Source organism: Amycolatopsis ponsaeliensis, assembly GCF_030182635.1.
GTDB lineage: Bacteria > Actinomycetota > Actinomycetes > Mycobacteriales > Pseudonocardiaceae > Amycolatopsis > Amycolatopsis ponsaeliensis.
In genome coordinates this window covers 1-26592 of sequence record NZ_JAPZLD010000067.1, presented here as the reverse complement: position 1 = coordinate 26592, position 26592 = coordinate 1, and the positions used below count along the sequence as shown (strand labels likewise).

Below are 26592 nucleotides of genomic sequence, written 5' to 3'. Positions count from 1 at the left end.
TGGGGGACCCGCAAATCCCTAGACTTCGCGCCTCCGGGCCGGGTGGGGCCGGGCCCGCGAACGTCTTGAATGAGTCATTCAGGTCTTCGGAGGTCCTGAATGACTCATTCAAGACGCCACCCGCCACGCCCACGCCCGCGCCAGGCCAGGCGAGCCAGGCGGCCGAGCCGAGCCGAGTGGACGACACGCGCACCCGGCTGGACGACACGCGTACCTGGATGGCGAACACGCGTACTCCGATGGACGACACGACGCCGGCAGGGGGTCCGGCCGTGTCGTCCGTCGGGGTACGCGTGTCGTCCGGCTGGGTACGCGTGTCGTCCGGTTCCGGACGTCAGTCGAGGTCGAGCTCGTCGATCAGCGCGAACATCTCGTCGTCCGTCGCCGACTCCAGCTTCTCCTCCACCGCCGTCGCCGTCGCCGACGCTCCGTTCACCCGGGCCAACAGCTCCTGCAGCCGCGTCCCCAACGTCGCGCGCGCCGACGAATCCGCCAGCAGCTCCGGCAACGCGAACTCCACGCGGTCCAGCTCCGCCAGCGCCGGCAGGATCGCCGCCGGGACGTCCGGGACCAGCTCGGACCTCAAGTACTCCACCAGCACCGTCGTCGACGGGTAGTCGAACAGCAACGTCGCCGGCAGGCGCAACCCCGTTGCCGCTCCCAGGAGGTTGCGCAGCTCCACCGCGCTCAGCGAGTCGAAGCCCAGCTCCAAGAACCCTCGGTCCGGCTCGATCGCGTCCGGGACCGCGTACCCCAGGACCGTTGCCGCGTGGGTGCGGACCAGGTCCAGCAACGCTCCGTCGCGCTCCGCCTCCGACATCCCCGCCAAGCGGTGGGTCAGGCTGTCCACCGGGTCGGCCGGGGCCGCCGACGCCCGGACCGCGCGCCGGACCGGCGTGCGGATCAAGCTGCGGAGGATCACCGGGATCGCGTCTTCGCCGACGCGGTCGCGCATCGCCTCCACCACCAGCCGGACCGGGAGCAGCACCGCCTCGTCGAGGGTGCACGCCACGTCGAACAGGTCCAGCCCTTCCTCCGACGGCATCGGCTCGACGCCGCCGCGGGCCAGCCGCGACAAGTCCGCCTCGCCGAGCTTGCCGGTCATGCCGCTGCGCTCGGCCCACAGGCCCCACGCCAGCGACAGCCCCGGCAGCCCCTGCGCCCGGCGCACGTGCGCCAGCGCGTCGAGGAACGCGTTCGCCGCCGCGTAGTTCGCCTGGCCCGTGCCGCCGAACGTCCCCGCGAGCGAGGAGAACACCACGAACCCCGCCAGGTTCATCCCGGCGGTCAGCTCGTGCAGGTGCCACGCCGCGTCGACCTTGGGCCGCAAGGCCGTGTCCAGCTGGCGGGTGGTCAGCGCGGACACGACGCCGTCGTCGAGGACGCCGGCCGTGTGCACCACCGCGGTCAGCGGGTGCTCGGCGGGGATGGCCGCGAGCAACGCGGCCAGCGAGTCCCGGTCGGCGACGTCGCAGGCGGCCATGGTGACGTCCGCGCCCCAGGCCGTCAGCTCGTCGACCAGCTCCCGGGCGCCTTCCGCGGCCGGTCCGCGGCGGCTGGTCAGCACCAGCCGCCGGGCTCCGCGCGCGGTCACCAGGTGCCGGGCGACGAGCGTGCCGAGCGTCCCGGTGGCCCCGGTGATCAGCACCGTGCCCTCGGGGTCCCACGCGGCCACCGGCGCCGGGCTGGTGGCCGGGACGCGAGCGAGGCGCGGCACCTGGATCGCGCCGATCCGGACCGCGACGTGCGGTTCGCCGCAGGCCACGGCGGACGGGAGCGCCGCGTAGGAGACTTCGCGGTCGTCGAGGTCGACCAGCACGAACCGGCCCGGGTTCTCCGACTGCGCCGAGCGGACCAGGCCGACGACCGCCGCGGTCGCGAGGTCGGTGATGCCTTCGCCGACCCGCGTCGCGATCGCGCCCCGGGTGACGAACACCAGCCGCGAGCCGGCGAACCGCTCGCTCGCCAGCCACTCCTGCACCTGTTCCAGCGCGCCGTGGGTAGCGGTCCGGACCGCGCGCGCCACATCCTCGTCGTGCTGCGGGCCGCTCGTCATCACGACCACCTCGGGCACCGGGGCACCCGCCGCGACGGCCGCGCCGAGCGCGTCGAAGTCCGGGTAGGACTCCACCGGGACGCCCGCGGTGCCGAGGGCCTTGGTGACGCGGACGCCGACGTCGTGCCCGACGACCGCCCAGCGTTCGGCCGCCGAGTGGCTGACCGGCGTGATCGGGGCCATCACCCAGCCCACCCGGAACAGCGACTCGTGGTACGCCGAGCGCGCGACGTCCAGCTGCTCGGCCGAGACCGGCCGCAGCGTCAGCGCACCGATGGTGGCCACCGGCAGCCCGTCCTGGTCGGCGACCGCCAGGGCGACCGTGTCGTCGCCCTGCCCGGTGACGCGCACCCGCAGCGCCGACGCGCCACCGGCGTGCAGGGTCACGCCCGACCACGTGAACGGCAGCACCGCACGGCTTTCGTCGCGCAGGGCCACAGTGTGCAGGGCCGCGTCCAGCAGCGCCGGGTGCAGGCCGAAGCGTTCGGCTTCCGCCCGCTCCTCCGCCGGCAGGTCGACTTCGGCGAAGATCTCGTCGCCGACACGCCACGCCCGGTGCAGCCCCTGGAACGCGGGGCCGTAGTCGAACCCGTTGGCCGCGATGCGGTCGTAGAGCCCGTCGAGGTCGATCGGCTCGGCCCCGGCCGGCGGCCAGGTCCCGGTGAGGTCACCGGCCGCGGGGGCGGCCGTCGCGGCGAGCGAGCCGCTGGCGTGCGTGGTCCACGGCTCGTCCTCCATCGCGTCGTCCGCGCGGGAGTAGACGTCGATCGAGCGGGTGCCGAACCGGTCGGGCCCGCCGACGGCGACCTGCAGCCGCACCCCGCCGGTCTCCGGCAGCACCAGCGGTGCCGCGAGAGTCAGCTCTTCGACGCGTTCGCAGCCGACCTTCTCCGCGGCGTGCATGGCCAGCTCCATGAACGCCGTTCCGGGCAGCAGCACGCTGCCGAGCACGACGTGCTGCGCGAGCAGCGGGTGGCTGGTCGCCGAGAGCAAGCTCGTGAACAGCGCGCCATCGGAACCGGCGAGCGAGACCGACGCGCCCAGCAGCGGGTGCCCGGTTTCGCTGAGCCCGGCGCCGGTGACGTCGCCGGTCACGGCCGGGACATCCAGCCAGTACCGCTCGCGCTGGAACGCGTACGTCGGCAGTTCGACGTGGCCGCCGCCGGCGAGCACCGCGGCCCAGTCGACGTCGGCGCCGGCGGTGTGCAGCCCGGCGAGCGCGGTGAGCAGGGACCGCTCTTCGTCGTGTCCCTTGCGCAGCACCGATCCCACGCTCAGCTCGGCCGGTCCGGCGCAGTCCGGGACGAGCGCGGCGAGCACCGCGTCCGGACCCAGCTCGACGAACCGGGTGACGCCTTCGGCGGCCAGCCCGCGGATGCCGTCGGCGAACCGGACGGCCTCGCGCACGTGCCGCACCCAGTACTCCGGCGTCGCGACGTCCCCCACCGACGCGATCGGGATCCGCGGCCGCTGGTAGGTGAGACTCTCGGCGACGGCGGCGAACTCGCCGAGCATCGGGTCCATCAGCGGCGAGTGGAACGCGTGCGAGACCTCCAGACGCTTGGTCTTGCGGCCCAGTGCCGCGAAGTGCTCCTTGAGCGCCAGCACGGCTTCGGTCTCCCCCGAAACGACCACGGCGTCGGGTCCGTTCACCGCGGCCAGTGACACGCGCTCGTCGAGCAGCGGGACGACCTCGGCCTCGGGGACACCGATCGCCACCATGGCCCCACCCTCGGGCAAGGCTTCCATGAGCCGCCCGCGCGCGGCGACGAGCTTGGCCGCGTCGGCCAGCGAAAGCACCCCGGCGACGTGCGCCGCGGACAGCTCGCCGATCGAGTGGCCCGCGAGGAAGTCCGCGCGGACGTCCCACGATTCGAGGAGCCGGAACAACGCGACCTCGACGGCGAACAGCGCGGGCTGGGTGAAGCCGGTCCGGTCGAGCCGGGCCGCGTCGTCGCCGAAGATGACGTCGCGCAGCGGCAGGTCGAAGTGCGCGCAGACCGCGTCGAAGGCGTCGGCGAAGACCGGGAACCGCGCGTACAGCTCCTGTCCCATGCCGAGCCGCTGGGCGCCCTGCCCCGTGAACAGGAACGCCGTGCGGCCGGATCGGGCGGTGTGCTGCCGCAGTCCGGTGGCGGGGCGGTCCGCGGCCAGCGCGGCCAGTCCGTCACGCAGCTCGCCGAGGCTCTCGCCGACGACCACCGCACGGTGACCGAACTTCGCACGGGCGGACAGTGATCGGGCGACGTCAGCAGCGTCCACTTCGGACTCCGTCGCCGCCAGCAGCCGGCGCGCCTGGCCGCGCAGCGCGGCTTCGGTCCGGGCCGACACCGGCCAGACACTGAACCGTTGCGGGGAAACGACTTCCAGCGACTCGGGAAGCGAAGGTGCTTCTTCGAGGATCGTGTGCACGTTGGTGCCGCTGACCCCGAACGAGGACACCGCAGCGCGGCGCGGGTGGCCGTTCGCGGCCCACTCGACCGGCTCGGACAGCAGCTGCACCTGCCCGGCGGACCAGTCGATGTGCGGCGACGGCGTCTCGGCGTGCAGGGTGCGCGGCAGGACACCGTTGCGCAGCGCCTGCACCATCTTGATCACGCCCGCGATGCCGGACGCGGCCTGGGTGTGCCCGATGTTGGACTTCACCGACCCCAGCCACAGCGGCCGTTCGCGGTCCTGGCCATAGGTCGCGATGAGCGCCTGCGCCTCGATCGGGTCGCCCAGCGTGGTGCCCGTGCCGTGCGCTTCGACAGCGTCCACATCGGACGGTGTGAGCGCGGCGTCGGCCAGCGCCGCGCGGATGACGCGCTGCTGCGCGGGCCCGCTCGGGGCGGTCATGCCGTTGGACGCGCCGTCCTGGTTGACCGCGCTGCCGCGCACGACCGCGAGCACCGGGTGTCCCCGCCGCTGAGCGTCGGAAAGGCGTTCCACCAGTACCATGCCGACGCCCTCGGCCCAGCCCGCGCCGTCGGCGTCCGCGGAGAACGCGCGGCACCGGCCGTCCGGGGACAGCGCGCGCTGCCGGCTGAACTCGACGAACGTGTCGACCGAGGAGATCACCGTGACCCCGCCGGCCAGCGCGAGGTCGCACTCGCCCGACCGCAGGGCCTTGACCGCCCAGTGCAGCGCGACCAGCGACGACGAGCACGCCGTGTCGACCGTGACCGCCGGGCCTTCCAGCCCGAAGGTGTAGGCGATCCGGCCGGACGCGACACTGCCCGCGCTGCCGGTCGCCAGGTGCCCCTCGAACTCGCCCGGCGCGTGCCGCACCCGGGAGCCGTAGTCGTGGTAGTTGGAGCCGACGAACACGCCGGTCCGGCTGCCGCGCAGCAGCGCCGGGTCGATGCCCGCGCGCTCGACGGCCTCCCACGACGTCTCCAGCAGCAGCCGCTGCTGCGGGTCGATCGCCGGTGCCTCGCGCGGCGCGATCCCGAAGAACGCCGGGTCGAAGTCGGCCGCGTCGTGCAGGAAGCCGCCGCCGCGCGTGTAGAAGGTGCCGGGCTTGTCCGGGTCGGCGTCGAAGAGCCCTTCGATGTCCCAGCCGCGGTCGGCCGGGAACTCGCCGACCGCGTCGACGCCGTCGGCGACGAGCCGCCACAGGTCGTCCGGGTCGGCGACGCCGCCGGGGTAGCGGCAGGACATCGCGACGATGGCGATCGGCTCGTCGGTGCCCGCCACCACCGGGGCGGCGGTTTCGGTCAGCTCGTCGCCCACCAGCTCGCGCCGGACGTGGCCGGCGAGCGCGACGGCGGTCGGGTGGTCGAAGACGAGCGTGACCGGCAGCCGCAGGCCGGTGACTTCACCCAGGCGGTTGCGCAGGTCGACGGCGGTGAGCGAGTCGAAGCCGAGGTCGCGGAAGGCGCGGTCGGCCTCGATCGACTCGGGTCCGGGGTAGCCGAGCGCCACCGCGGCCTGGGCCTGGATCAGCTCCAGGACCAGCCGGTGCTGCTCGTCCGCTCCGAGCCCGGCCAGGCGCTGAGCCCAGCCGCTTTCGACGGCTGCGGCTTCCGGCGCGGCGGCTTCGGGGATGCCCAGGAGCGCGGCGCTCGGCCGGCCCTGGGCGAGGGTCTTGCGGTAGCGGTCCCAGCGGATGTCGGCGACGGCGAGCACGGTCTCGTCCTCGTCCAGAGCCTGCTGCAGCGCGAGGATCGCCAAGTCGGGGGCCATCGCGGGCAGGCCCTGCTCGGCGAGGCCTTCGCCGCGGCCGCCGGCCCACGCACCCCAGGCGACGGACGTCGCGGGCAGGCCCGCGGCGCGGCGCTCGCGGGCGAGCGTGTCGAGGTAGGTGTTGGCCGCGGCGTAGCTCGCCTGGCCCGGGCCGCCGAGTGTGCCCGCCAGCGAGGAGAACAGGACGAACGCGGAAAGGTCGCGGTCCGCGGTCAGCTCGTGCAGGTGCCGCGCGGCGTCGGCCTTGGGGCGCAGCACGTTCGCGATCCGCTCGCCGGTGAGGCCGTCGAGGACGCCGTCGTCGAGCACGGCGGCGGCGTGCACCACCGCGGTCAGGTCCGGCAGCCCGGCGAGGACTTCGGCGAGCTGGTCGCGGTCGGCGACGTCGCAGGTCGCGACGGTCAGCTCGGTGCCGAGGTCGGCCAGTTCTTCGGTCAGCTCGGGGAGATCCAGCCCGCGCCGGCTGGTGAGGATCAGCCGCTCGGCGCCGGCCCGGGCGAGCCAGCGGGCGAGGTGCGGGCCGACCCCGCCGGTGCCGCCGGTGAGCAGCACCGTGCCGGATGCCGTCCACGGCGTCGTCGTACCCCGGGCCGGTTCCGCGCGGACGAGCCGGCGGCCGAAGACGCCGGACGCGCGCACGGCGACCTGGTCCTCGCCGGGCGACCCGAGGACGGCGGCGAGCCGGGCGACGGCGCGGGCGTCGAGGTCGGCCGGGAGGTCGACCAGGCCGCCGAAGCGCTGCGGGTACTCGATGGCCGCGATCCGGCCGAAGCCCCAGGTCAGGGCCTGCTCGGCGGCGCGGATCGGGTCCGCGTCGCCGGTGCTGACCGCGCCGCTGGTGGCCCACCAGAGCGGTGCGTCGAGGCCGGCGTCGCCGAGGGCGTGCAGCAGCGTCAGGTTCGGGACGAGACCGTCGAGCAGGGAGAGCACCCCCTGGAACGGGCCCGCCTCGCGAAGCAGCTCGGCCCACCGCTCCCGGTCCGCTTCGGACGGGAGCGCCAGCGGCCGCGCACCCAGGCCGTCGGCGAGGCCGTGCGGGTCGGGTCCGACGACGAGCCAGCCCGCCACGGTGGTGCCGGTCGCGACGGTGAGCGGCGTCCACTCGACCCGGTACCGCCAGTCGTCCACAGTGGACTTGGCCTGCCGGCCGCCGCGCCAGGCGGCGAGCGCTTCGAAGTCGGACTGCTCGACGGCGGCCCAGAACTCGTCGTCCAGCGGGTCGGCGTGGGCGGGGACGTCCAGCCAGTAGCGCTGGTGCTGGAAGGCGTAGGTGGGCAGCGGGATCGCCGAGGCGCTCGGGAAGACCGGGGCCCAGTCGACGTCGACGCCGCGGACGTGCAGCTCGGCCAGCGACGTGCGGAAGCGCGTCAGGCCGCCCTCGCCGCGCCGGAGCGTGCCGGTGGCGACGGCGTCCGGGACGGCCTCGGCGATCGCGGACGTGACGACCGGGTGCGGGCTGACCTCGACGAAGACGGTGTGCTCCCGCGCCGCCAGCGCCTCGACGGTCTGGGTGAACAGCACCGGCCGGCGCAGGTTGCGGTACCAGTACCCGGCGTCCAGCGTCGCCGTGTCGATCGGCTCGGCGGTCACCGTCGAGTAGAACGGGACCTCGCCGGTCCGCGGCTCGACCGTGGCGAGGACTTCACGCAGTTCGCTCTCGATCGCTTCCACGTGCGCCGAGTGCGACGCGTAGTCCACCGGGATCACGCGAGCACGGACGCCGTCGGCCACGCAGCGCGCGACCAGGGCCTCCAACGCCACCGGGTCACCGCAGACCACCGTCGAGGACGGGCTGTTGAACGCCGCGATCGAGATCCGGTCGTCGAGCAGGGCGGCCACGCGAGACGCGTCCAACGCGATCGACGCCATCCCGCCCCGGCCCGCGAGCCCGGCGGCGATCGCCTTGCTGCGCAACGCGACCACGCGAGCACCGTCCATCAGCGACAGTCCACCCGCGACCACCGCCGCGGCGATCTCGCCCTGGGAGTGCCCCACGACGGCGTCCGGCGAGACGCCGTGCGACTGCCACAGCGCCGCCAGCGAAACCATGACCGCCCACGACATCGGCTGCACCACGTCGACCCGGTCCAGCGCACCTTCGCGCAGCTCGGCGAACGGCGACCAGTCGACAAAGGACTCCAGGGCCGCCGCGCACTCCGCGAACCGCTCCGCGAACACCGGCGACGAGTCCAGCAGCCCCACGGCCATCCCGGCCCACTGCGCGCCCTGGCCCGGGAAGACGAACACCGTCCGTCCCACCGCGGACGCCACCCCGGTCACCACCGACGCGCTCGGCGTCCCGGTGGTCAGGTCGGTGAGCCCGGCCAGCAAAGCGTCGCGGTCGTCGCCGAGCACCACGGCCCGGTGCTCGAACGCGGTGCGCGTCGAAGCGAGGGACCAGCCGACGTCCGCGATGTCCGCGGTGCCGACCGCCGCCAGCTTCTCCGCCTGCGCGGGGAGTCCGGCCGCCGAGCGGGCCGAAAGCACCCACGGCACCGGTCCCACGACCGGCTCTCGCTCGACGACCGGCTCGGGAGCCGGGTCGTGTTCGAGCACGACGTGGGCGTTGGTGCCGCCGACGCCGAACGAGGACACGCCGACGCGGCGGGGTCCCGGCTTGTCCGGCCACGGCGTGGCCTCGGTGAGCAGTTCGAGGGCCCCGGAGGACCAGTCGACATGCGGCGACGGGTGTTCCGAGTGCAGCGAGCGCGGCAGGACGCCGTGACGCATGGCCAGCACCATCTTGATGACGCCGGCGGCGCCCGCCGCGGCCTGGCTGTGCCCGATGTTCGACTTGACCGAGCCGAGCCACAACGGGGCCGTGCGGTCACGGCCGTAGGTGGCCATCAGGGCCTGCGCCTCGATCGGGTCGCCCAGCGTGGTGCCCGTGCCGTGCGCCTCGACGGCGTCCACTTCGGACGGTTCGAGCCCGGCGGCGGCCAGCGCGGAGAGGATCACGCGCTGCTGCGACGGGCCGTTCGGGGCGGTCAGGCCGTTGGACGCGCCGTCCTGGTTGGTCGCGGTGCCGCGGACCACGGCGAGCACGCGGTGTCCCTTGCGCTTCGCGTCGGAAAGCCGTTCGACGAGCAGCATGCCGACGCCCTCGGCCAGGCCCATGCCGTCGGCCTCGGCGGAGAACGGCTTGCTCCGGCCGTCGGCGGCCAGCGCGCGCTGGCGGCTGAACGCGACGAACGGCGCCGGGGTCGACATCACCGCGACGCCGCCGGCCAGCGCGAGGTCGCACTCCCCCGACCGCAGCGCCTGGCCGGCCAGGTGCAGCGCGACCAGCGACGACGAGCAGCCGGTGTCGATCGTGACCGCCGGGCCTTCGAGCCCGAAGGTGTAGGCGACGCGCCCGGACGTGACGCTGCCGGTCCCGCCGGTGACCAGGTGGCCCTCGACGCCCTCGGGAACTTCCCGCAGCCGCTGGCCGTAGTCGTGACCGCTGGCGCCGACGAACACGCCGGTGCGGCTGCCGCGGACGGTGGCCTGGTCGAACCCGGCGTCCTCGAAGGCTTCCCACGAGGCTTCCATGACGACGCGCTGCTGCGGGTCCATCGCGAGGGCTTCGCGCGGGCTGATGCCGAAGAAGCCCGGGTCGAACTCGGCGGCGTCGTAGAGGAACCCGCCCGCGCGGGTGTAGCTGTGGCCGGCGCTGTCGGGGTCGGGGTCGTAGAGGTCGCCCGGGTGCCAGCCGCGGTCGCCGGGGAACTCGCCGATGGCGTCGGCCTCGGCCATCATCAGGTCCCACAACTGCTTCGGGCTGCCGATGCCGCCGGCGAACCGGCAGCTCATGCCGACGATGGCCAGGGGCTCGTCGGTCGCGACGGCCGACGCCACCACTTCGGGTGCCGGGGCGCCGAGGACCTCGGTGCGGACGTGCCGGGCGAGGGTGGTCGCGTTCGGGTAGTCGAACACGAGGGTGGCGGACAGCTTGAGGCCGGTGGCCGCGGTGAGCCGGTTGCGCAGTTCGATCGCGGTCAGCGAGTCGAAGCCCAGCTCCCGGAACGCCCGCGAGGAGTCGACGTCCTCCGGCCCGGCGTAGCCGAGCACGGCGGCCGCGTGCTTGCGGACCAGTCCGAGCAGTTCGCGCTCCTGGTCCGGTTCGGACAGGGGGGACAGCTTGGCGCGCAAGGCACCCGCGGCGCCGGTCTCCTCCTCGGTGACCTCCGACTCGGCGGCCAGCACGGCCGCGACCTCGGGTACCTCGGACAGCAGCGGCCGCGGGCGGGCGGCGGTGAAGACCGGGACGAACCGCTCCCAGTCGATGTCGGCGACGGCCAGGAACGGCTCGGCGTGGTCGAGCACCTGGCCGAGCCCGAGCAGCGCCGGTTCCGGGGCCATGAACGGGATCCCGCGCCACTTGAGCTGGTCGGCGACGACGTCGGAGACCATGCCGTCGCCGGCCCAGATGCCCCAGGCGACCGAGGTCCCGGCGAGCCCGCGAGCGCGGCGGCTCTCGGCGAGCGCGTCGACGAAGGCGTTCGCGGCGGCGTATGCGCCGTGGTCGCCACTGCCCCACACGCCTGCGACCGAGGAGTACAGCACGAAGGCGTCGAGGTCGGCTTCGCCGAACAGGGCGTCGAGGTGGCGGGCGCCGGCGAGCTTCGCGCGGGCGCCCTCTTCGAACTCGGGCAGGTCCGTGTCGGACAGGGCGGCCAGCAGGCCGACGCCGGCGGTGTGCACGACCGTGCGGATCTCTCGCAGGCCGCTGACCAGCGACGTCAGCGCCTCGCGGTCGGCGACGTCGCACGCGGCGATCGTCACCTCGACGCCCATCGCTTCGAGTTCTTCCCGCAGTTCGACGGCGCCGGGCGCGTCGGGACCGCGGCGGCTGGTGAGCACGAGGTGCTCGGCCCCGCGGCCGACGAGCCAGCGGGCGACGTGCGCGCCGAGCCCGCCGGTGCCGCCGGTGATCAGCGCGGTGCCGCTCGTCCGCCACTCGGGCGCGGTGCCGCTCAAGGGCGCGCGGCGCAGGCGGCGCTGGTACAGCCCGGAGTCGCGGACGGCCAACTGGTCTTCGTCGCCGATCCCGGCGAGCGCGGCGCAGAGCCGGGTCGCGGCCGGTTCGTCCAGGGTTTCCGGCAGGTCGACCAGGCCGCCCCAGCGGTCGGGGTGCTCCAGGGCGAGGACGCGCCCGAGGCCCCCGGTCGTGGCCTGGCCGGGACGCGGCGCCTCGTCGCCGGGCACGACGACGGCGGTGCCCTGCGTCGCGAGCCAGAGCGGCGCGCCGATGCCGGCGTCGCCGAGAGCCTGGGAGAGCAGGAGGTTCGCCGCGAGTCCCCGGGACAGCACCGGGTGCGTGGCGTGCGCACTCTCATCGAGCGCGAGCAGGGAGAGCACGCCGGCGACGTCGGTCTCGGTGCGCAGCCGCTCGGCCAGCGACGCGCGGTCGTCGGCCTCGTCGACCTGCAGGGTGCGGACCACCGCGCCGGCCTTCTCCAGGGCGTCGAGGCAGACGTCGGGCGCGTGCACGACCAGCCAGGTGCCGGACAACGCCGGTGCGGGTGCGGCGACCGGGTGCCAGGTGATCCGGTACCGCCACTGGTCCACTGTGGACAGCTCGGTGCGGCGGTGGCGCCAGTCCGCCAGCGCGGGCAGCACCTCCTCCCACGGCGTTTCCGCGGAGACGCCCAGCTCGTCGGTCAGGGCGCCGTCCTCGACGGCGGTCCAGAACCCGTCGTCGGCCGCGGCGGTCTCGACCGGGGTTTCGAGCCAGTAGCGCTGCCGCTGGAAGGGATATGTCGGCAAAGCGACCGGCTGCGCCTGCGGGTAGACGGCCGACCAGTCGACGTCGTGGCCCTGCGTCCACAGCTGCGCCACCGACGTCAGGAACCGCGTCAAGCCGCCTTCGCCACGCCTGAGCGTGCCGACGACGGCCGCCGAACCGGGGTCGAGCGCGGCGTCCAGGGTCTCCTGGATGCCGCCGCCGAGGACGGGGTGCGGGCTCGATTCGACGAAGAACCGGTGCCCGTCGGCGATGAGGGTGCTGGTGGCGTCCTGGAACCGCACGCGGTGCCGCAGGTTGCGGTACCAGTAGGCGGCGTCGAGGGTCTCGGCCGCCTCGCCGGTGACGCTGGAGACGAACGCGATCCGCGGGGCGCGGGGTTCGAGGTCCGCCAGGGCTTCCAGGAGTTCGGCTTCGAGGACTTCGACCACCGCGGAGTGCGACGCGTAGTCCACCGGGATCCGGCGCACGCGCAGACCTTCGGACTCGGCGCGCGCCAGGACCTCCTCGACGGCGGCGATCTCGCCGGAAATCACCACCGACGCGGGTCCGTTCACCGCGGCGATGGACACCCGTCCGGCCGCGGGCAGCGTCTCGACCTGTGCTTCCGGTGCCGCGATCGAGGCCATCGCTCCGAGCCCAGCGAGCCGGCCGGCGATCAGCTTGCTGCGCAGCGCGACGACCTTCGCGCCGTCGGACAACGACAGCGCACCGGCGACGACGGCGGCCGCGATCTCGCCCTGCGAGTGCCCGACCACGGCGTCCGGCGTGACGCCGTGGGACTCCCACAGCGCGGCGAGCGAGACCATGACCGCCCACGAGGCCGGCTGCACGATGTCGACGCGTTCCAGGGCGGTCGCGTCGCCGAGGACGTCGGTCAGCTTCCAGTCCACGAAAGCCGACAGCGCCGCCTCGCATTCGGCCATCCGGGCCGCGAACACCGGGGCTGCGGCCAGCAGATCCACGGCCATCCCGGCCCACTGCGCCCCTTGGCCGGGAAAGACCAGCACGGTCCCCCCGACGGCCTGCGCCTCGCCGCCGACCACCGTGCCACCGGCGGCCGTGCCGGAGTCGGCGATCTCGCGGACGCCCGCGACCAGTGCGGGCAAGTCTCGGCCGATCACCGCGGCACGGTGCTCGAACGCCGAGCGCGTCCCGGCCAGCGACCAGCCGACGTCGGCGATGTTTCCGTCCCGCAGGTCCGCCAGCTCCGCCGCGCGGGCCTTCAAAGCGGCGTCGGACCGGCCCGACAGCACCCACACCGCGGTGTCCACAGTGGACTCCGCGACCGCCTCGGGTTCGTCGGTGACGCCTTCCAGCACGACGTGCGCGTTGGTGCCGCTGCCACCGAAGGACGACACCCCGGCCCGGCGCGGCGCACCGGTCTCGGGCCACTCCGTCTGTTCGGTCAGCAGCGAGACCGCGCCGTCGGTCCAGTCCACGTGCGGGGTCGGCTCGCCGACGAACAGCGTCTTCGGCAGGACGCCCGCGCGCAGGGCCAGGACCATCTTGATCACGCCGGCGACGCCGGAGGCGGCCTGTGTGTGGCCGATGTTCGACTTGACCGTGCCGAGCAGCAGCGGCCGTTCGCGGTCGCGGCCATAGGTCGCCTGCAAGGCCTGCGCCTCGATCGGGTCGCCCAGCTTGGTGCCGGTGCCGTGCGCCTCGATGACGTCGACCTGCTCGGGCGCGAGCCGCGCGTTGGCCAGCGCCGCCTCGATGACGCGCTGCTGCGCAAGCCCGTTGGGGGCGGTCAGGCCGTTCGACGCGCCGTCCTGGTTGATCGCGGTGCCGCGGATAACGGCGAGCACCGGGTGGCCGTTGCGGCGCGCGTCGGACAGCCGTTCCAGCAGCACGACACCGACGCCTTCGCCCCAGCCGGTGCCGTCGGCGTCGGCGGAGAAGGCGCGGCAGCGGCCGTCGGAGGAGAGACCGCGCTGGCGGCTGAACTCGACGAAGTTGCGGGGGTTGGCCATCACGGTCGCGCCGCAGGCCAGGGCCATCGAGCACTCGTCGTTGCGCAGCGCGGAGACCGCCAGGTGCAGGGCGACCAGCGAGGACGAGCACATCGTGTCGACGGTGACGGCCGGGCCCTCCAGCCCGAAGGTGTAGGCGAGCCGGCCGGAGAGCACGGCGGCCGAACCACCGGTGAGCAGGAGCCCTTCCAGGCCTTCGGGCGCGGTAACCATGCCGCCCGCGTAACCCTGGTTGCTGGCGCCGACGAACACGCCGGTCTTGCTGCCGCGCAGGCCCGCCGCGTCGAGCTTCGCCCGCTCGAACGCCTCCCAAGTGGTCTCCAACAGGAGCCGCTGCTGCGGGTCCATCGCGACGGCCTCGCGCGGGGAGATGCCGAAGAACGCCGGGTCGAACTGGGCGGCGTCGGTCAGGAAGCAGCCGTCGCGGACGTAGCTGCGGCCGACCCGCTCGGGGTCGGGGTCGTAGAGCTCCGGGTCCCAGCCGCGGTCGGCGGGCCACGGCGACACGGCGTCGCGGCCCTCGGCAAGCAAGTCCCACAGCTGCTCGGGGTCGGTCACCCCGCCCGGGAACCGGCAGCTCATGGACACGACGGCGATCGGTTCGGCGCGGCGCTCGGTGACGTCGTGCAGGCGGCGGTTGGCCAGCTTCAGATCGGCCGTGACCCGCTTGAGGTAGTCACGGAGCTTGTCCTCGTTGCGCATCTGCGTCCGCTCCTGGGAAGGTTTTCCGGTCACGTCAAGAGATTCCGAGTTCTCGGTCGATCGCCGCGAACATCTCGTCGTCGGTCGCCGTGTCGAGTTCCAGGCCGTCGTCTTCGTCGTCGCCCGTGTCGTCCCACTTCCACAGCAGCTTCCGCAGCCGGGCGGTGACGAGCTCGGTCGGCAGGGCCGCCAGCGCGGCCTCGATCCGGTCCAGCTCGTCGTCCGCGGTGTCCTCGGTGAAAAGGCCTTCGAGCACGTGCTGGGCCACGGCGGCGGGGGTCGGGTAGTCGAAGACCAGCGTGGCGGGCAGCTTCAGACCGGTCGCCGCGCTGAGCCGGTTGCGCAGGTCGAGCGCGGTCAAGGAGTCGAACCCGAGCTCCTTCAACGTCTGCGTGGGCCGGACGGCGTCGCGGCCCGGGAAGCCGAGCACCGTGGCGGCCTCGCCGCGAACCAGGTCGAGCACGACCCGCTCGCGTTCGTTTTCCGACGCCGCACGCAGCCGCTTCGCCAGCTCGCCGTCACTGTCCACAGGGGACTCCTGCTGCGCTTCGGGTAGCTCTCGCAGCAGCGGGCGTTGCCGGGACGCGGTGTAGAGCGGGGTGAACTTCGCCCAATCGATGTCGGCGACGACCGTCGTCGGACCGCTGGTGTCGACCGACGGCTGGATCGCGGTGACGGCCAGCTCGGGCCGCATCATCGGGACCCCGCGCCGCTCCAGCTGCGCACCGACGTTCTCGTCCACCATGCCGCCGCCCGCCCAGGCACCCCAGGCGATCGAGGTCGCCGGCACCCCGCGGTCGCGCCGCTGGTGGGCCAGCGCGTCCAGGTAGGCGTTCGCGGCGGCGTAGCCCGCCTGGCCCGCGTTGCCCCAGACGCCTGCGCCGGAGGAGAACAGGACGAACGCGTCCAGGTCCCCGCACAGCTCGTCGAGGTTCCGCGCGCCGCGCACCTTGGCCTCGGCCAGATCCGCGAAGTCGGCCAGGGTCACGGCGGTGATCGGGCGTTCGACGTCCACCGCGCCGGCCGTGTGGACCACGGCGTTCACCGGCGGCAGCTCCGCGAGCAGTTCGCGCAGGGCGTCGCGGTCCGAGACGTCGCAGGCGGCGACGGTGACCTTCGCCCCGAGTGCGGACAGCTCGCCCGTGAGGTCCGTGGCCCCAGGCGCCTCTTCGCCCTGGCGGCTCAGGAGCACCAGGTGCTCGGCACCGTTCGCGGCGAGCCAGCGGGCGACCTGCCCGCCGAGCGCGCCGGTGCCGCCGGTGACCAGCGCTGTGCCGTGCGGCCGCCAGCGGACGGGCGGGGAGGCCGCCGCGCGGACCAGCCGGCGGGCGAACACCCCCGACGGCCGCAGCGCCACCTGGTCTTCGCCGTCGTGGCCGGTGAGGACCGCCGCGAACCGGCCGGCGGTCGTGGCGTCGGTGACGGGCGGCAGGTCGACGAGGCCGCCCCAGCGGTCGGGCTGGTCGAGGCCGAGGATCCCGCCGAGGCCCCAGGCCATCGCCTGGGCCGGGCTGTGCAGGGGCTCGCCCGGACCGGTCGAGACGGCGCCGCGGGTCGCGAACCACAGCGGGGCGGCGATCCCGGCGTCGGCCAGCGCCTGCGTGAGCACGACGTTGCCGGCGAGCCCGGCGGTGAGCACGGGGTGCTCGGCGTGCGGCTCGTCGTCGAGCGCCAGCAGGGAAACCACCCCGGCCGGCGTGTCTTCGGCGGCCAGCAGGGCCGCCAGCTCGGAACGGTCCTGAGCGGCCACTTCGAGCACGCGGACGTCTTCGCCGAGCAGGTCCCGAAAGTCGGCCCCGGCGGGCACCACGGCCAGCCAGCCCGCATCGAGCGTCGTGGCGCGGGGAGTGGCCAGGGGGCTCCAGCGGACCTCGTAACGCAATTCGTCCACTGTGGACCGGACGACCGGGGCGGCGGAGCGCGGTTCGAGCCAGAACCGCTGACGCTGGAACGGGTACGTCGGCAGCGGAACCGTCCGCTTGACCGGGTACAGCACCGACCAGTCGACGTCGTGGCCGTGTGCCCACAGCTGGGAGAGGGAAGCCAGGAACCGCCGGAGGTCACCCGCGTTGCGCCGCAGGGTGCCGACGACGGCGGCGCTCTCCTCCGTCTCGTCGAGGGTTTCCTCGATCCCGCCGCCGAGCACCGGGTGCGGGCTGACTTCGACGAAGAACCGGTGCCCGGCTTCGATGAGCGTCTTCGTGGCGTCGTGGAACCGCACCGGCTGACGCAGGTTGCGGTACCAGTACCCGGCGTCGAGCGTGGCCGTGTCGACCGGCGTGCCGGTGACGCCGGAGAGGTAGGTGATCGCCGACGGCCGGGGCCGGACCGGCGCCAGGACCTCGCTCAGCTCGGCTTCGATCGCCTCGACCGCGGCCGAGTGCGATGCGTAGTCCACCGGGATCCGGCGGACGCGCAGGTGGTCACCGGTTTCGGCGACCAGTTCGTCCAAGGCCTCGACCTCGCCGGAGACGACGACCGAACCCGGCCCGTTCACCGCGGCGATGGAGAGCCGGCCGCCGTAGGGCTCCAGCAGTGGGGCGACCTCGGCTTCCGGGGCGGCGATCCACGCCATCCCGCCGCGTCCGGCGAGCCCGGCGGCGATCGCCTTGCTGCGCAACGCCACCACCCGGGCACCGTCCTCGAGGGACAGTCCACCCGCGACCACCGCGGCGGCGATCTCGCCCTGCGAATGCCCGACGACCGCGTCGGGTTCGACCCCGTGCGCCCGCCAGAGCGCGGCCAGGGACACCATCACGGCCCACGACACCGGTTGCACGACGTCAACCCGTTCGAGGGCGTCCGCGTCGCCCAGGACCTCGGTCAGCGACCAGTCCACGTACGGGGCCAGCGCGGCCGCGCACTGCGCGATCCGCTCGGCGAAGACGGGCGACTCGTCGAGCAGGTCGACCGCCATCCCGGCCCATTGCGCACCCTGGCCGGGGAAGACGAAGACGGTCTCCCCCGCGGTCCCGGTGGTCACAGGGCTCCCCGCGGCCAGCTCACGCAACCCGGCCAGAAGCTCGTCGCGATCGCCGACGACCGCCGCCCGGTACTCGAACGCCGGCCGGGTGCTGACCAGTGACCAGCCGACCTCGGCGACGCCGTGCTCTGCCTCCGCCAGCGCCGCTGCCTGCTCGCGCACGGCGGCTTCGGATCGGCCCGACAGCACCCACGTGCCCACGGTGTCCGGAAGTGCCTCCACCGGCGCCGCTTCGGGTGCCTGCTCCAGGATCACGTGCGCGTTGGTGCCGCTGATGCCGAACGCCGACACGCCCGCGCGCCGCGGGGCCCCGGTCTCGGGCCACGCGCGCTCCTCGGCCGTCAGCTCGACCACACCGGACGACCAGTCCACCTCCGCCGTCGGCTCGTCGAGGTGCAGCGTCTTCGGCAGCTGCCCGTGCCGCATCGCCTCGACCATCTTGATCACGCCGGCGACGCCGGACGCGGTCTGCGTGTGCCCGAGGTTGGACTTCAGCGACCCGACCAGCAGCGGCCGTTCGCGGTCCGGGCCGTACGCGGCGATCAGCGCCTGCGCTTCGATCGGGTCGCCCAGCGGGGTGCCGGTGCCGTGCGCTTCGACGACGTCCACTTCGGACGGACGCAGGCCCGCTCCCGCCAGCGCGGCGCGGATGACCCGCTGCTGGGACCCGCCGTTCGGCGCGGTCAGGCCGTTGGACGCGCCGTCGGAGTTGATCGCCGACCCGCGCAGCACCGCGAGCACCGGGTGCCCGTGGCGGCGCGCGTCGGACAGCCGCTCGACCAGCAGGACGCCGACGCCCTCGGCGAGGGCGAACCCGTCGGCGGCGGCGGCGAACGGCTTGCAGCGGCCGTCGGGCGCGAGGCCGCGCTGGCGGCTGAAGCCGAGGAACTGGCTCGGCGTCGACATCACCATCGATGCGCCCGCGAGCGCCATCGAGCACTCGCCGGAGCGCAGCGACTGCGCCGCGAGGTGCAGGGCCACCAGCGACGACGAGCACGCCGTGTCGACCGTGACGGCCGGACCCTCCAGGCCGAGGACGTAGGCGATCCGGCCGGAGGCGACGCTGGACACCGCGCCGGTGACCAGGTAGTCCTCGCCCTCGGAGCCGCCGCCCGAGCCGTAGGCCTGGTCGGTCATGCCGACGAACACGCCGGCCGGGGTGCCGTGCAGCGCGGTGGGGTCGATCCCGGCGCGTTCGAACACCTCCCAGCAGACCTCCAGCAGCAGCCGCTGCTGCGGGTCCATCGCGACGGCTTCGCGCGGCGAGATCCCGAAGAACGCCGGGTCGAACCGGGTGGCGTCGGCGAGGAACCCACCGTGACGCGCGTAGGTCGTGCCGGGCCGGCTCGCGTCGCTGTCGTAGAGCGAGCCGAGATCCCAGCCGCGGTCGGCGGGCAGGCCGGAGATCGCGTCGACGCCGTCGGTCAGCAGCGTCCAGAGCTGTTCGGGCGTGGTGACGCCGCCGGGGAAGCGGCAGCCCATCGCGACGATGGCGATCGGGTCGTCGTCGGCGGGGGCCGCGACCGGGACCGGCGTCGCGTCCACAGTGGACTCCGGGGCCACCTCGGCCAGCAGGTGCTCGGTCAGCAGTGCGGCGGTCGGGTGGTCGAACACGAGGGTGCTCGGCAGCTTCAGCCCGGTCGCCGCGCTCAGCCGGTTGCGCAGCTCGACGGCGGTGAGCGAGTCGAAGCCGAGATCCTTGAACGCACGCCGGACGTCGACGGTCTCCGGGCTCGCGTGCCCGAGCGCGGCCGCGACCTGCTGCCGGACCACAGTGGACACGAACTTTTCGCGCTCCGGCCCGGTGAATGCGGCGAGCTGATCACCCCAGCCCGACGTTTCCGGGGACTGTTCGCGGAGCTGCTTGACCGCGGGCTGCTCGGCGAGCAGCGGGCTCGGCCGGACGGCGGTGAAGACGTCGGCGAACACCGGCCAGTCGATCTCGGCCAGCGCGACGAACGCCTCTTCGTGGCCCAGCGCCTGCCCGAGGCCGGCCAAGGCGAGCTCGGGCTCGATGACCGGGACGCCGCGGCGGGCGAGGACGTCGTGCAGGGTCTCGGCGATCATGCCGCCGCCCGCCCAAGGGCCCCAAGCGATCGACAGCGCGGTCCGGCCGAGCGCGCGGCGGCGCAGGGCGAGCGCGTCGAGGTAGGCGTTCGACGCGGCGTAGGCGGCGTGGTCGGCGACGCCCCAGACCCCGGAGATCGAGGAGAAGAGCACGAAGGCGTCCAGCTCGCGGTCGCCGAGCAGGTCGTCGAGGTGCTGTGCGCCGAGCACCTTGGCCCGCAGGACTTCGGCGATCGCGGCCGGGTCGGTGTCGTCGAGCGTGGCGAGCGTGCCGACACCCGCCGCGTGGACGACGGTCCGGAGGTCGTCGATGCCGTCGACCAGCTCCCGGAGGGCGTGCGCGTCGGTGACGTCGCAGATCACGGCGCTCACCCGGGGGCCCAGCTCGGCCACGTCGGCGGCGCGGCGACCGGTCAGGACGACGTGCTCGGCGCCGTGGGCGACGAGCCACCGGGCGAGGTGCCTGCCCAGCGCACCTGTGCCGCCGGTGACCAGCGCCGTGCCCCGGGTCTCCCAGGTCCGGCCCGGCGTCTTGCCCCGCACCGAGGCGGGGACCAGCCGGCGGACGAGCACTCCGGTCGGCCGGATGGCGACCTGGTCCTCGTCGCCGGCCAGTACGGCGGCCAGGCGCGCGGCGGCCTCGGCGTCCCAGGTCCCGGGCAGGTCGATCAGCCCGCCCCAGCGGCCGGGGTGTTCCAGCGCGGCGACGCGGCCGAGGCCCCAGACCGCCGCCTGCGCCGGCTTCGGCGCCGGGTCGGTGTCGAGCGCGGCGACCGCGCCCCGGGTGAGGGACCACAGCGGTGCGTCGATCCCGGCGTCACCGAGTGCTTGGACGAGCACGGCCACGCTGGTGACCGCGTGGATCGGGTCATCGGAAGTCCCCAGCGCGAGGACGCCGTCGGGAGTCAGGCCGGCCAGTCGTTCGGCGATCGTCGCGCGGTCGTCCTCGGCGGTGACGAGCACCTCGACGAGGTCGGCGTCCAGCCCGGCGAGGGCTCCGGCGGTGGGCGTGACCACGAGCCACGTACCGGTGAGCGGGGTGGCGGGCGGCTCGGGCCAGGCACGCCAGGTGATGCGGTGGCGCCAGGTGTCCAGGTCGGCTTGCCGCCGCCACCGGGACAGCGCGACCCGGGCGTCGCGCCACGGCAGGTCGTCGGCGAGGCCGAGCGTGTCGTCGTCGAGCGCGGTCCAGAACCCGCTGTCATCGCTGGACTTGGCCGCCGGTTCGATCCAGAAACGCTGACGCTGGAAGGGATAAGTCGGCAGCGGAACCGTGCGGCGGCGGGGGTAGAGGGCCGACCAGTCGACGTCGTGGCCGCGCGCCCACAGCTGGGCCGCCGACAGCAGGAACCGGCGGAGGCCGCCTTCGCCGCGGCGCAGCGTCCCCACCACCGCCGCTTCTTCGAGGGTCTCCTGGAGCCCGCCGCCGAGCACCGGGTGCGGGCTGACTTCGACGAAGAACCGGTGCCCGCGCTCGGCGAGGACGTCGGCGGTGTCGCGGAACAGGACCGGCTGACGCAGGTTGCGGTACCAGTACCCGGCGTCCAGGGTCGCGGTGTCAATCGGTTCGGCGGTCACGGTCGAGTAGAACGGGATGTCGCCGGTGCGCGGCCGGATCGGGGCCAGCACCTCGCGCAGTTCGGCTTCGATCGCCTCGACGTGCGCCGAGTGCGACGCGTAGTCCACCGGGATCACCCGCGCCCGAACGCCGTCGCTTTCGCAGCGCGCGACCAGTTCCTGCAGGGCAACGGGGTCGCCACACACGACGGTCGACGACGGGCTGTTGAACGCCGCGATCGAAATCCGTTCGTCGAGCAGGGCTTCGACCCGCTCGGCGGCGAGCGCGATCGACGCCATCCCACCCCGCCCGGCGAGCCCGGCCGCGATCGCCTTGCTGCGCAACGCGACCACCCGGGCACCGTCCACCAGGGACAGTCCACCCGCGACGACGGCCGCGGCGATCTCACCCTGGGAGTGGCCCACGACAGCGTCCGGCGTGACTCCGTACGACTGCCACAGCGCGGAGAGGGACACCATCACCGCCCACGACAGGGGCTGCACCACGTCGACGCGGTCCAGCGCGCCTTCGCGGAGGATGGCGAAAGGCGACCAGTCGACAAAGGACTCGAGAGCTGACGCGCACTCGGCGAACCTGTCCGCGAAGACCGGCGACTCGTCGAGCAGCCCGGCCGCCATGCCCACCCACTGCGCACCTTGGCCGGGGAACACGAAGACCGTGCGCCCCACCGGGCCGGTGACGCCGGTGACCACGGACGCGCCGGGGGTCCGCGTGGCGATCTCGCCCAGGCCGGCCAGGAGCTCGGCGCGTTCGCCGACCACGGCGGCCCGGTGCTCGAAGGCGGTCCGCGTCGCGGCGAGGGACCAGCCGACTTCCGCGACGCCGTGCGGCGTCTCCGCCAGCGCCGACGCGCGGTCCGCCACCGCGGCGTCGGTCCGGCCGGACAGCACCCACACTCCCAAGGTGTCCTCTTCGGACACCACGGGGGCCGGTTCCGGGGCCTGTTCGACGATGACGTGCGCGTTGGTGCCGCTGATGCCGAACGAGGACACGCCGGCCCGGCGGGGCGCGCCGGTCTCCGGCCACGGCTGTTCCGCCGAGGCGAGCGTCACCGCGCCGGCGGACCAGTCGACCCGCGGGCTGGGCTCGTCGGCGTGCAGGGTCCGCGGCACCACGCCGTGGCGCAGGGCCTGGACCATCTTGATCACGCCGCCGATGCCCGCCGCGGCCTGGGTGTGCCCGAGGTTCGATTTCAGCGAACCGAGCAGCAGCGGCCGTTCGCGGTCCTGGCCGTAGGTGGCGATGAGTGCCTGGGCTTCGATCGGGTCGCCGAGCGGGGTTCCGGTGCCGTGCGCCTCGACGACGTCCACTTCGGATGGTTCGAGTCCGGCGTCGGCCAGCGCGGAGCGGATCACGCGTTGCTGCGAGGGGCCGTTGGGCGCGGTCAGGCCGTTGGACGCGCCGTCGGAGTTGACCGCCGTGCCGCGGACGACGGCGAGCACGGGGTGGCCCAGCCGCTGAGCGTCGGACAGGCGCTCGACCAGCACGACGCCGGCACCCTCGGCCCAGCCCGTGCCGTCGGCATCGGCCGAGAAGGCGCGGCAGCGGCCGTCGCGGGAGAGGCCGCGCTGGCGGCTGAACTCGACGAGCATGCCGGGGCTGGCCAGCACGGCCGCGCCGCCGGCGACCGCCATCGTGCATTCCCCCGCAAGCAGCGCGCGCACGGCGAGGTGCAGCGCGACCAGCGAGGACGAGCACGCGGTGTCGACCGTCAGGGCCGGGCCTTCCAAGCCGAGGACGTAGGCCAGCCGGCCCGACGCGACGCTGCCGGTGGTGCCGGTGAGCAGGTGGCCGTCGAAGCCTTCGCCGCCTTCGAACAGGCGCGGGCCGTACTCGGACGAGGTGGCGCCGACGTAGACGCCGGTGCGGCTGCCCTTCAGCGACGCGGGGTCGATGCCGGCGTGCTCGAACGCCTCCCACGTCGTCTCCAGCAGCAGCCGCTGCTGCGGGTCCATGGCGAGGGCTTCGCGCGGCGAGATGCCGAAGAAGTCCGCGTCGAACTCGGCGACGTCGGCGAGGAAGCCGCCGTGGCGCGCGTAGGACTTCCCGGCCTTGCCCGGGTTGGCGTCGTACAGGTCGTCGAGGTCCCAGCCGCGGTCGGCGGGCAGGCCGCCGATGACGTCGCGGCCGTCGGCGACGAGCTGCCACAGCTCGTCCGCCGAGCGCACGCCGCCCGGGTACCGGCAGCTCATCGCGATGATCGCGATGGGCTCGTCGGCGCGGGCCGTGACGGCCGGGGAGGTCACGGCCGGCTCGGAACGCAGCATCGCAGCGAGCCGGGTCGGGGTCGGGTGGTCGAACACGGAGGTGGCAGGCACCTTCAGGCCGGTCGCGGCGGACAGCCGCTCGCACAGCTCGACGCCGATGATCGAGTCGAAGCCGAGGTCCTTGAAGGAGGCCGTGGGGTCGATGGCGTCCGGGCCGGGGTGGCCGAGCACCAGCGCCGTGTGCGCGCGGACGGTTTCGAGCAGGTCCTGGGCCGGTTGCGGGTGGGCCTCCGGCCCCCGGTTTCCAGCGTATCGGTGAGTACCGACAGTTTCGGCGGTGTCGCCTTCGAGCCAGAAGCGCTCGCGCTGGAAGGCGTACGTCGGCAGGTCGACCGGGCCCCCGCCGGCGAAGGTGGACGTCCAGTCGATGCCGCCGCCCCGGGTCCACAGCTCGGCGACCGAGGTGGCGAAGCGTGCGGGGCCGCCGTCACCACGGCGGAGGGTGCCGACCGCGGCGGCGGGCCGGTCGGCGGCGGCCGCGGTCTCCAGCAGGCCGCCGACGAGCACCGGGTGCGGGCTGACCTCGACGAACAGGCCGACGCCCGCGTCCAGCGCGGCCCGGATCGCCGGGTCGAACAGCACCGGCTGCCGCAGGTTGGCGAACCAGTGGTCCGCGTCGAGGCGCTCGGTGTCGAGCAGGCCGCCCGCGGTCGAGGAGTAGAACGGGACTTCCGACGGCTGAGGCCGGATTCCGGCGATCAGCCGCAGCAGCTCGTCCTTCAGGGGCTCGGCCTGTGCGGAGTGCGAGGCGTAGGCGATGGCGATCCGGCGCGAACGCACCTCGCGCGCGCTGAATTCGGCCTGCAGTTCGTCGAGGGCGTCGAGGTCGCCGGAGACCGCGGTGGTCGCCGGGCCGTTGACCGCGCCGACCGAGAGCCGGCCGGGGTAGGCGTCCAGGAACTCCGTCACGGCCGCGACCGGGAGGTCGACCGACAGCATGCCGCCGTTGCCCGCCATCCGTGTGGCGAGCAGCTTGGCCCGCAGCGCGACGATCCGTGCCGCGTCATCCAGCGACAGCGCGCCCGCGACGACTGCGGCCGCGAGTTCGCCCTGGCTGTGCCCCAGTACGGCGGCAGGTTCGACCCCACGCGCTCGCCACTCGGCGGCCAGCGACACCGCTACCGACCAGAACACCGGCTGCAGCACGTCGGTGCGGTCGAGCGAGGGAGCCCCGGGGGTCTCCCGCAGGACGTCGACGACGTCCCAGTCCAAGTGTGGTGCGAGCGCGGCGGCGCATTCGGCCAGCCGCGCGGCGAACACCGGCGAACCGTCCAGGAGCTCGGCGGCCATTCCGGCCCATTGCCCGCCCTGGCCGGGGAAGACGAAGACGACGCGGTCGTCGCTCGTGGCGGTGACGCCCTGGGTGCGGCCCATGCCGTCCGCGACCGCGCGCAGCGCGTCCCGGCCGTCGGCGACCGCGCGGTGCGCGAAGGCCGTGCGGTGGTTCGCCAGTGACCACCCGATGTCCACGGCGGACAGTTCCGGGTGTTCGTCCACATGCGACAGCAGGCGGGCCGCCTGCGCCCGCAGCGCCTCGGCGGTACGGGCCGAGAGCAGCCAGGGCGCGGTCGCGTCCGTCGTCTCGCGGGGCGCGGCGGGCTCGGCCGCTTCGACCACGACGTGGGCGTTGGTCCCGCCCATGCCGAACGAGCTGACCCCGGCGATCCGGGTTTCGGCGGCCCAGCCGGCGTTCTCCGCCACGACACGCAGCTTCAGCTCGTCCAGGGGGATCGCCGGGTTCGGCGTCGCGAAGTTGAGGCTCGCGGGCAGCGTGGCGTGGCGCACCGCGAGGACGGCCTTGAGCAGCCCGGCGATGCCCGCCGCGCCTTCCAGGTGCCCGATGTTGGTCTTGACCGAGCCGACCGGCAGCGGCTCGTCCCGCCCGGCGGCGAAGACCTCGCCCAGCGCGGCCGCCTCGATCGGGTCGCCGACCTTCGTCCCGGTCCCGTGCAGCTCGACGTAGCCCACGGCGGACGGCTCGATCCCGGCGTCGGCGTGGGCGCCGCGCACGACGGCGGCCTGGGCCTGGGCGTCCGGGACGGTCAGGCCGTCGCCGGCGCCGTCGTTGTTGACCGCGGTGCCGCGGATGACGCCGAGGATCTCGTCGCCGTCGGCCTGCGCCCGCGAAAGCAGCTTGAGGACGACGAGCCCGCCACCCTCGCCGCGCACGAAACCGTTGGCGCGTTCGTCGAAGGTGAAGCACTGCCCGTCCGGGGACAGGCCGCCGAACTTCGCCGTGGTGACGGCGTTGCCCGGCGAGAAGATCAGGTTGACCCCGCCCGCCAGCGCGACCGGGCATTCGCCGCGGCGCAGGCTCTGCACCGCCAGGTGGACGGCGACGAGCGAGGACGACTGGCCGGAGTCGACGGTGAAGCTCGGGCCGTGCGCGCCAAGCAGGTGCGAGACGCGGTTGCCCAGCAGGCTGCGGTGGACGCCGGTGATGGTGTGGTGGGTGATCGTTTCGGGGTCGCTCGCGTGCACGAGCGCGGCGTAGTCGTCCCACATGGCGCCGACGAACACGCCCGCGGCGCTCCCGCCGAGGCTCGCGGGCACGATCCCGGCGTGTTCCAGGGCTTCCCACGCCAGTTCCAGGACCAGCCGCTGCTGCGGGTCCATCGCGCCGGCCTCGCGTGGCGAGATGCCGAAGAACGCGGCGTCGAAGCGGTCGACGTCGTCGAGGAACCCGCCACGGCGAACCCCGGAGACGTCCGGGTCCCACCGCTCGGCGGGGACGTCGGTGATCGCGCTGCGGCCTTCGGTCAGCAGCCGCCAGAAGGCGGCGGGCCCGTCCGCGCCCGGGAGGCGGCAGGACAGCCCGACCACGGCGACCGGCTCGCCCGGAGTGCTCGCAAAACCCGTCATCTCACGCTCCATGGGCGGGCGGATTCCTTCCTCTGGCGACTGCTCGACCTTCACGGCAACACAGGCGCGGCGAGGCTGTCCACGGCGGACAGGTCAGGTCTAGTGCGGTGCCTAGGGGTCGTGGGGGGGTTTCACGTTTTGTAACACGCGTGTGACACAACCACCCCCCCCGCCCCCCCCGCGCCGGCCGCCCCGGGGCGCCCCC

At 74.2% G+C, this 26592-nt stretch carries 2 protein-coding genes; both read right to left on the bottom strand.

Going from position 1 to position 26592, the window contains the following annotated elements:
• Window positions 1–334 precede the first annotated feature (334 nt).
• Window positions 335–14662: a type I polyketide synthase gene (locus QQ657_RS51455; protein WP_284749787.1), complete on the bottom strand. Its 14328-nt coding sequence runs from the start codon at window positions 14660–14662 to the stop codon at window positions 335–337.
• Window position 14663: 1 nt separating this feature from the next.
• Window positions 14664–26387 (bottom strand): type I polyketide synthase, encoded by an 11724-nt coding sequence (locus QQ657_RS51450; RefSeq protein WP_284749786.1) that lies wholly within the window; start codon window positions 26385–26387, stop codon window positions 14664–14666.
• Window positions 26388–26592 lie beyond the last annotated feature (205 nt).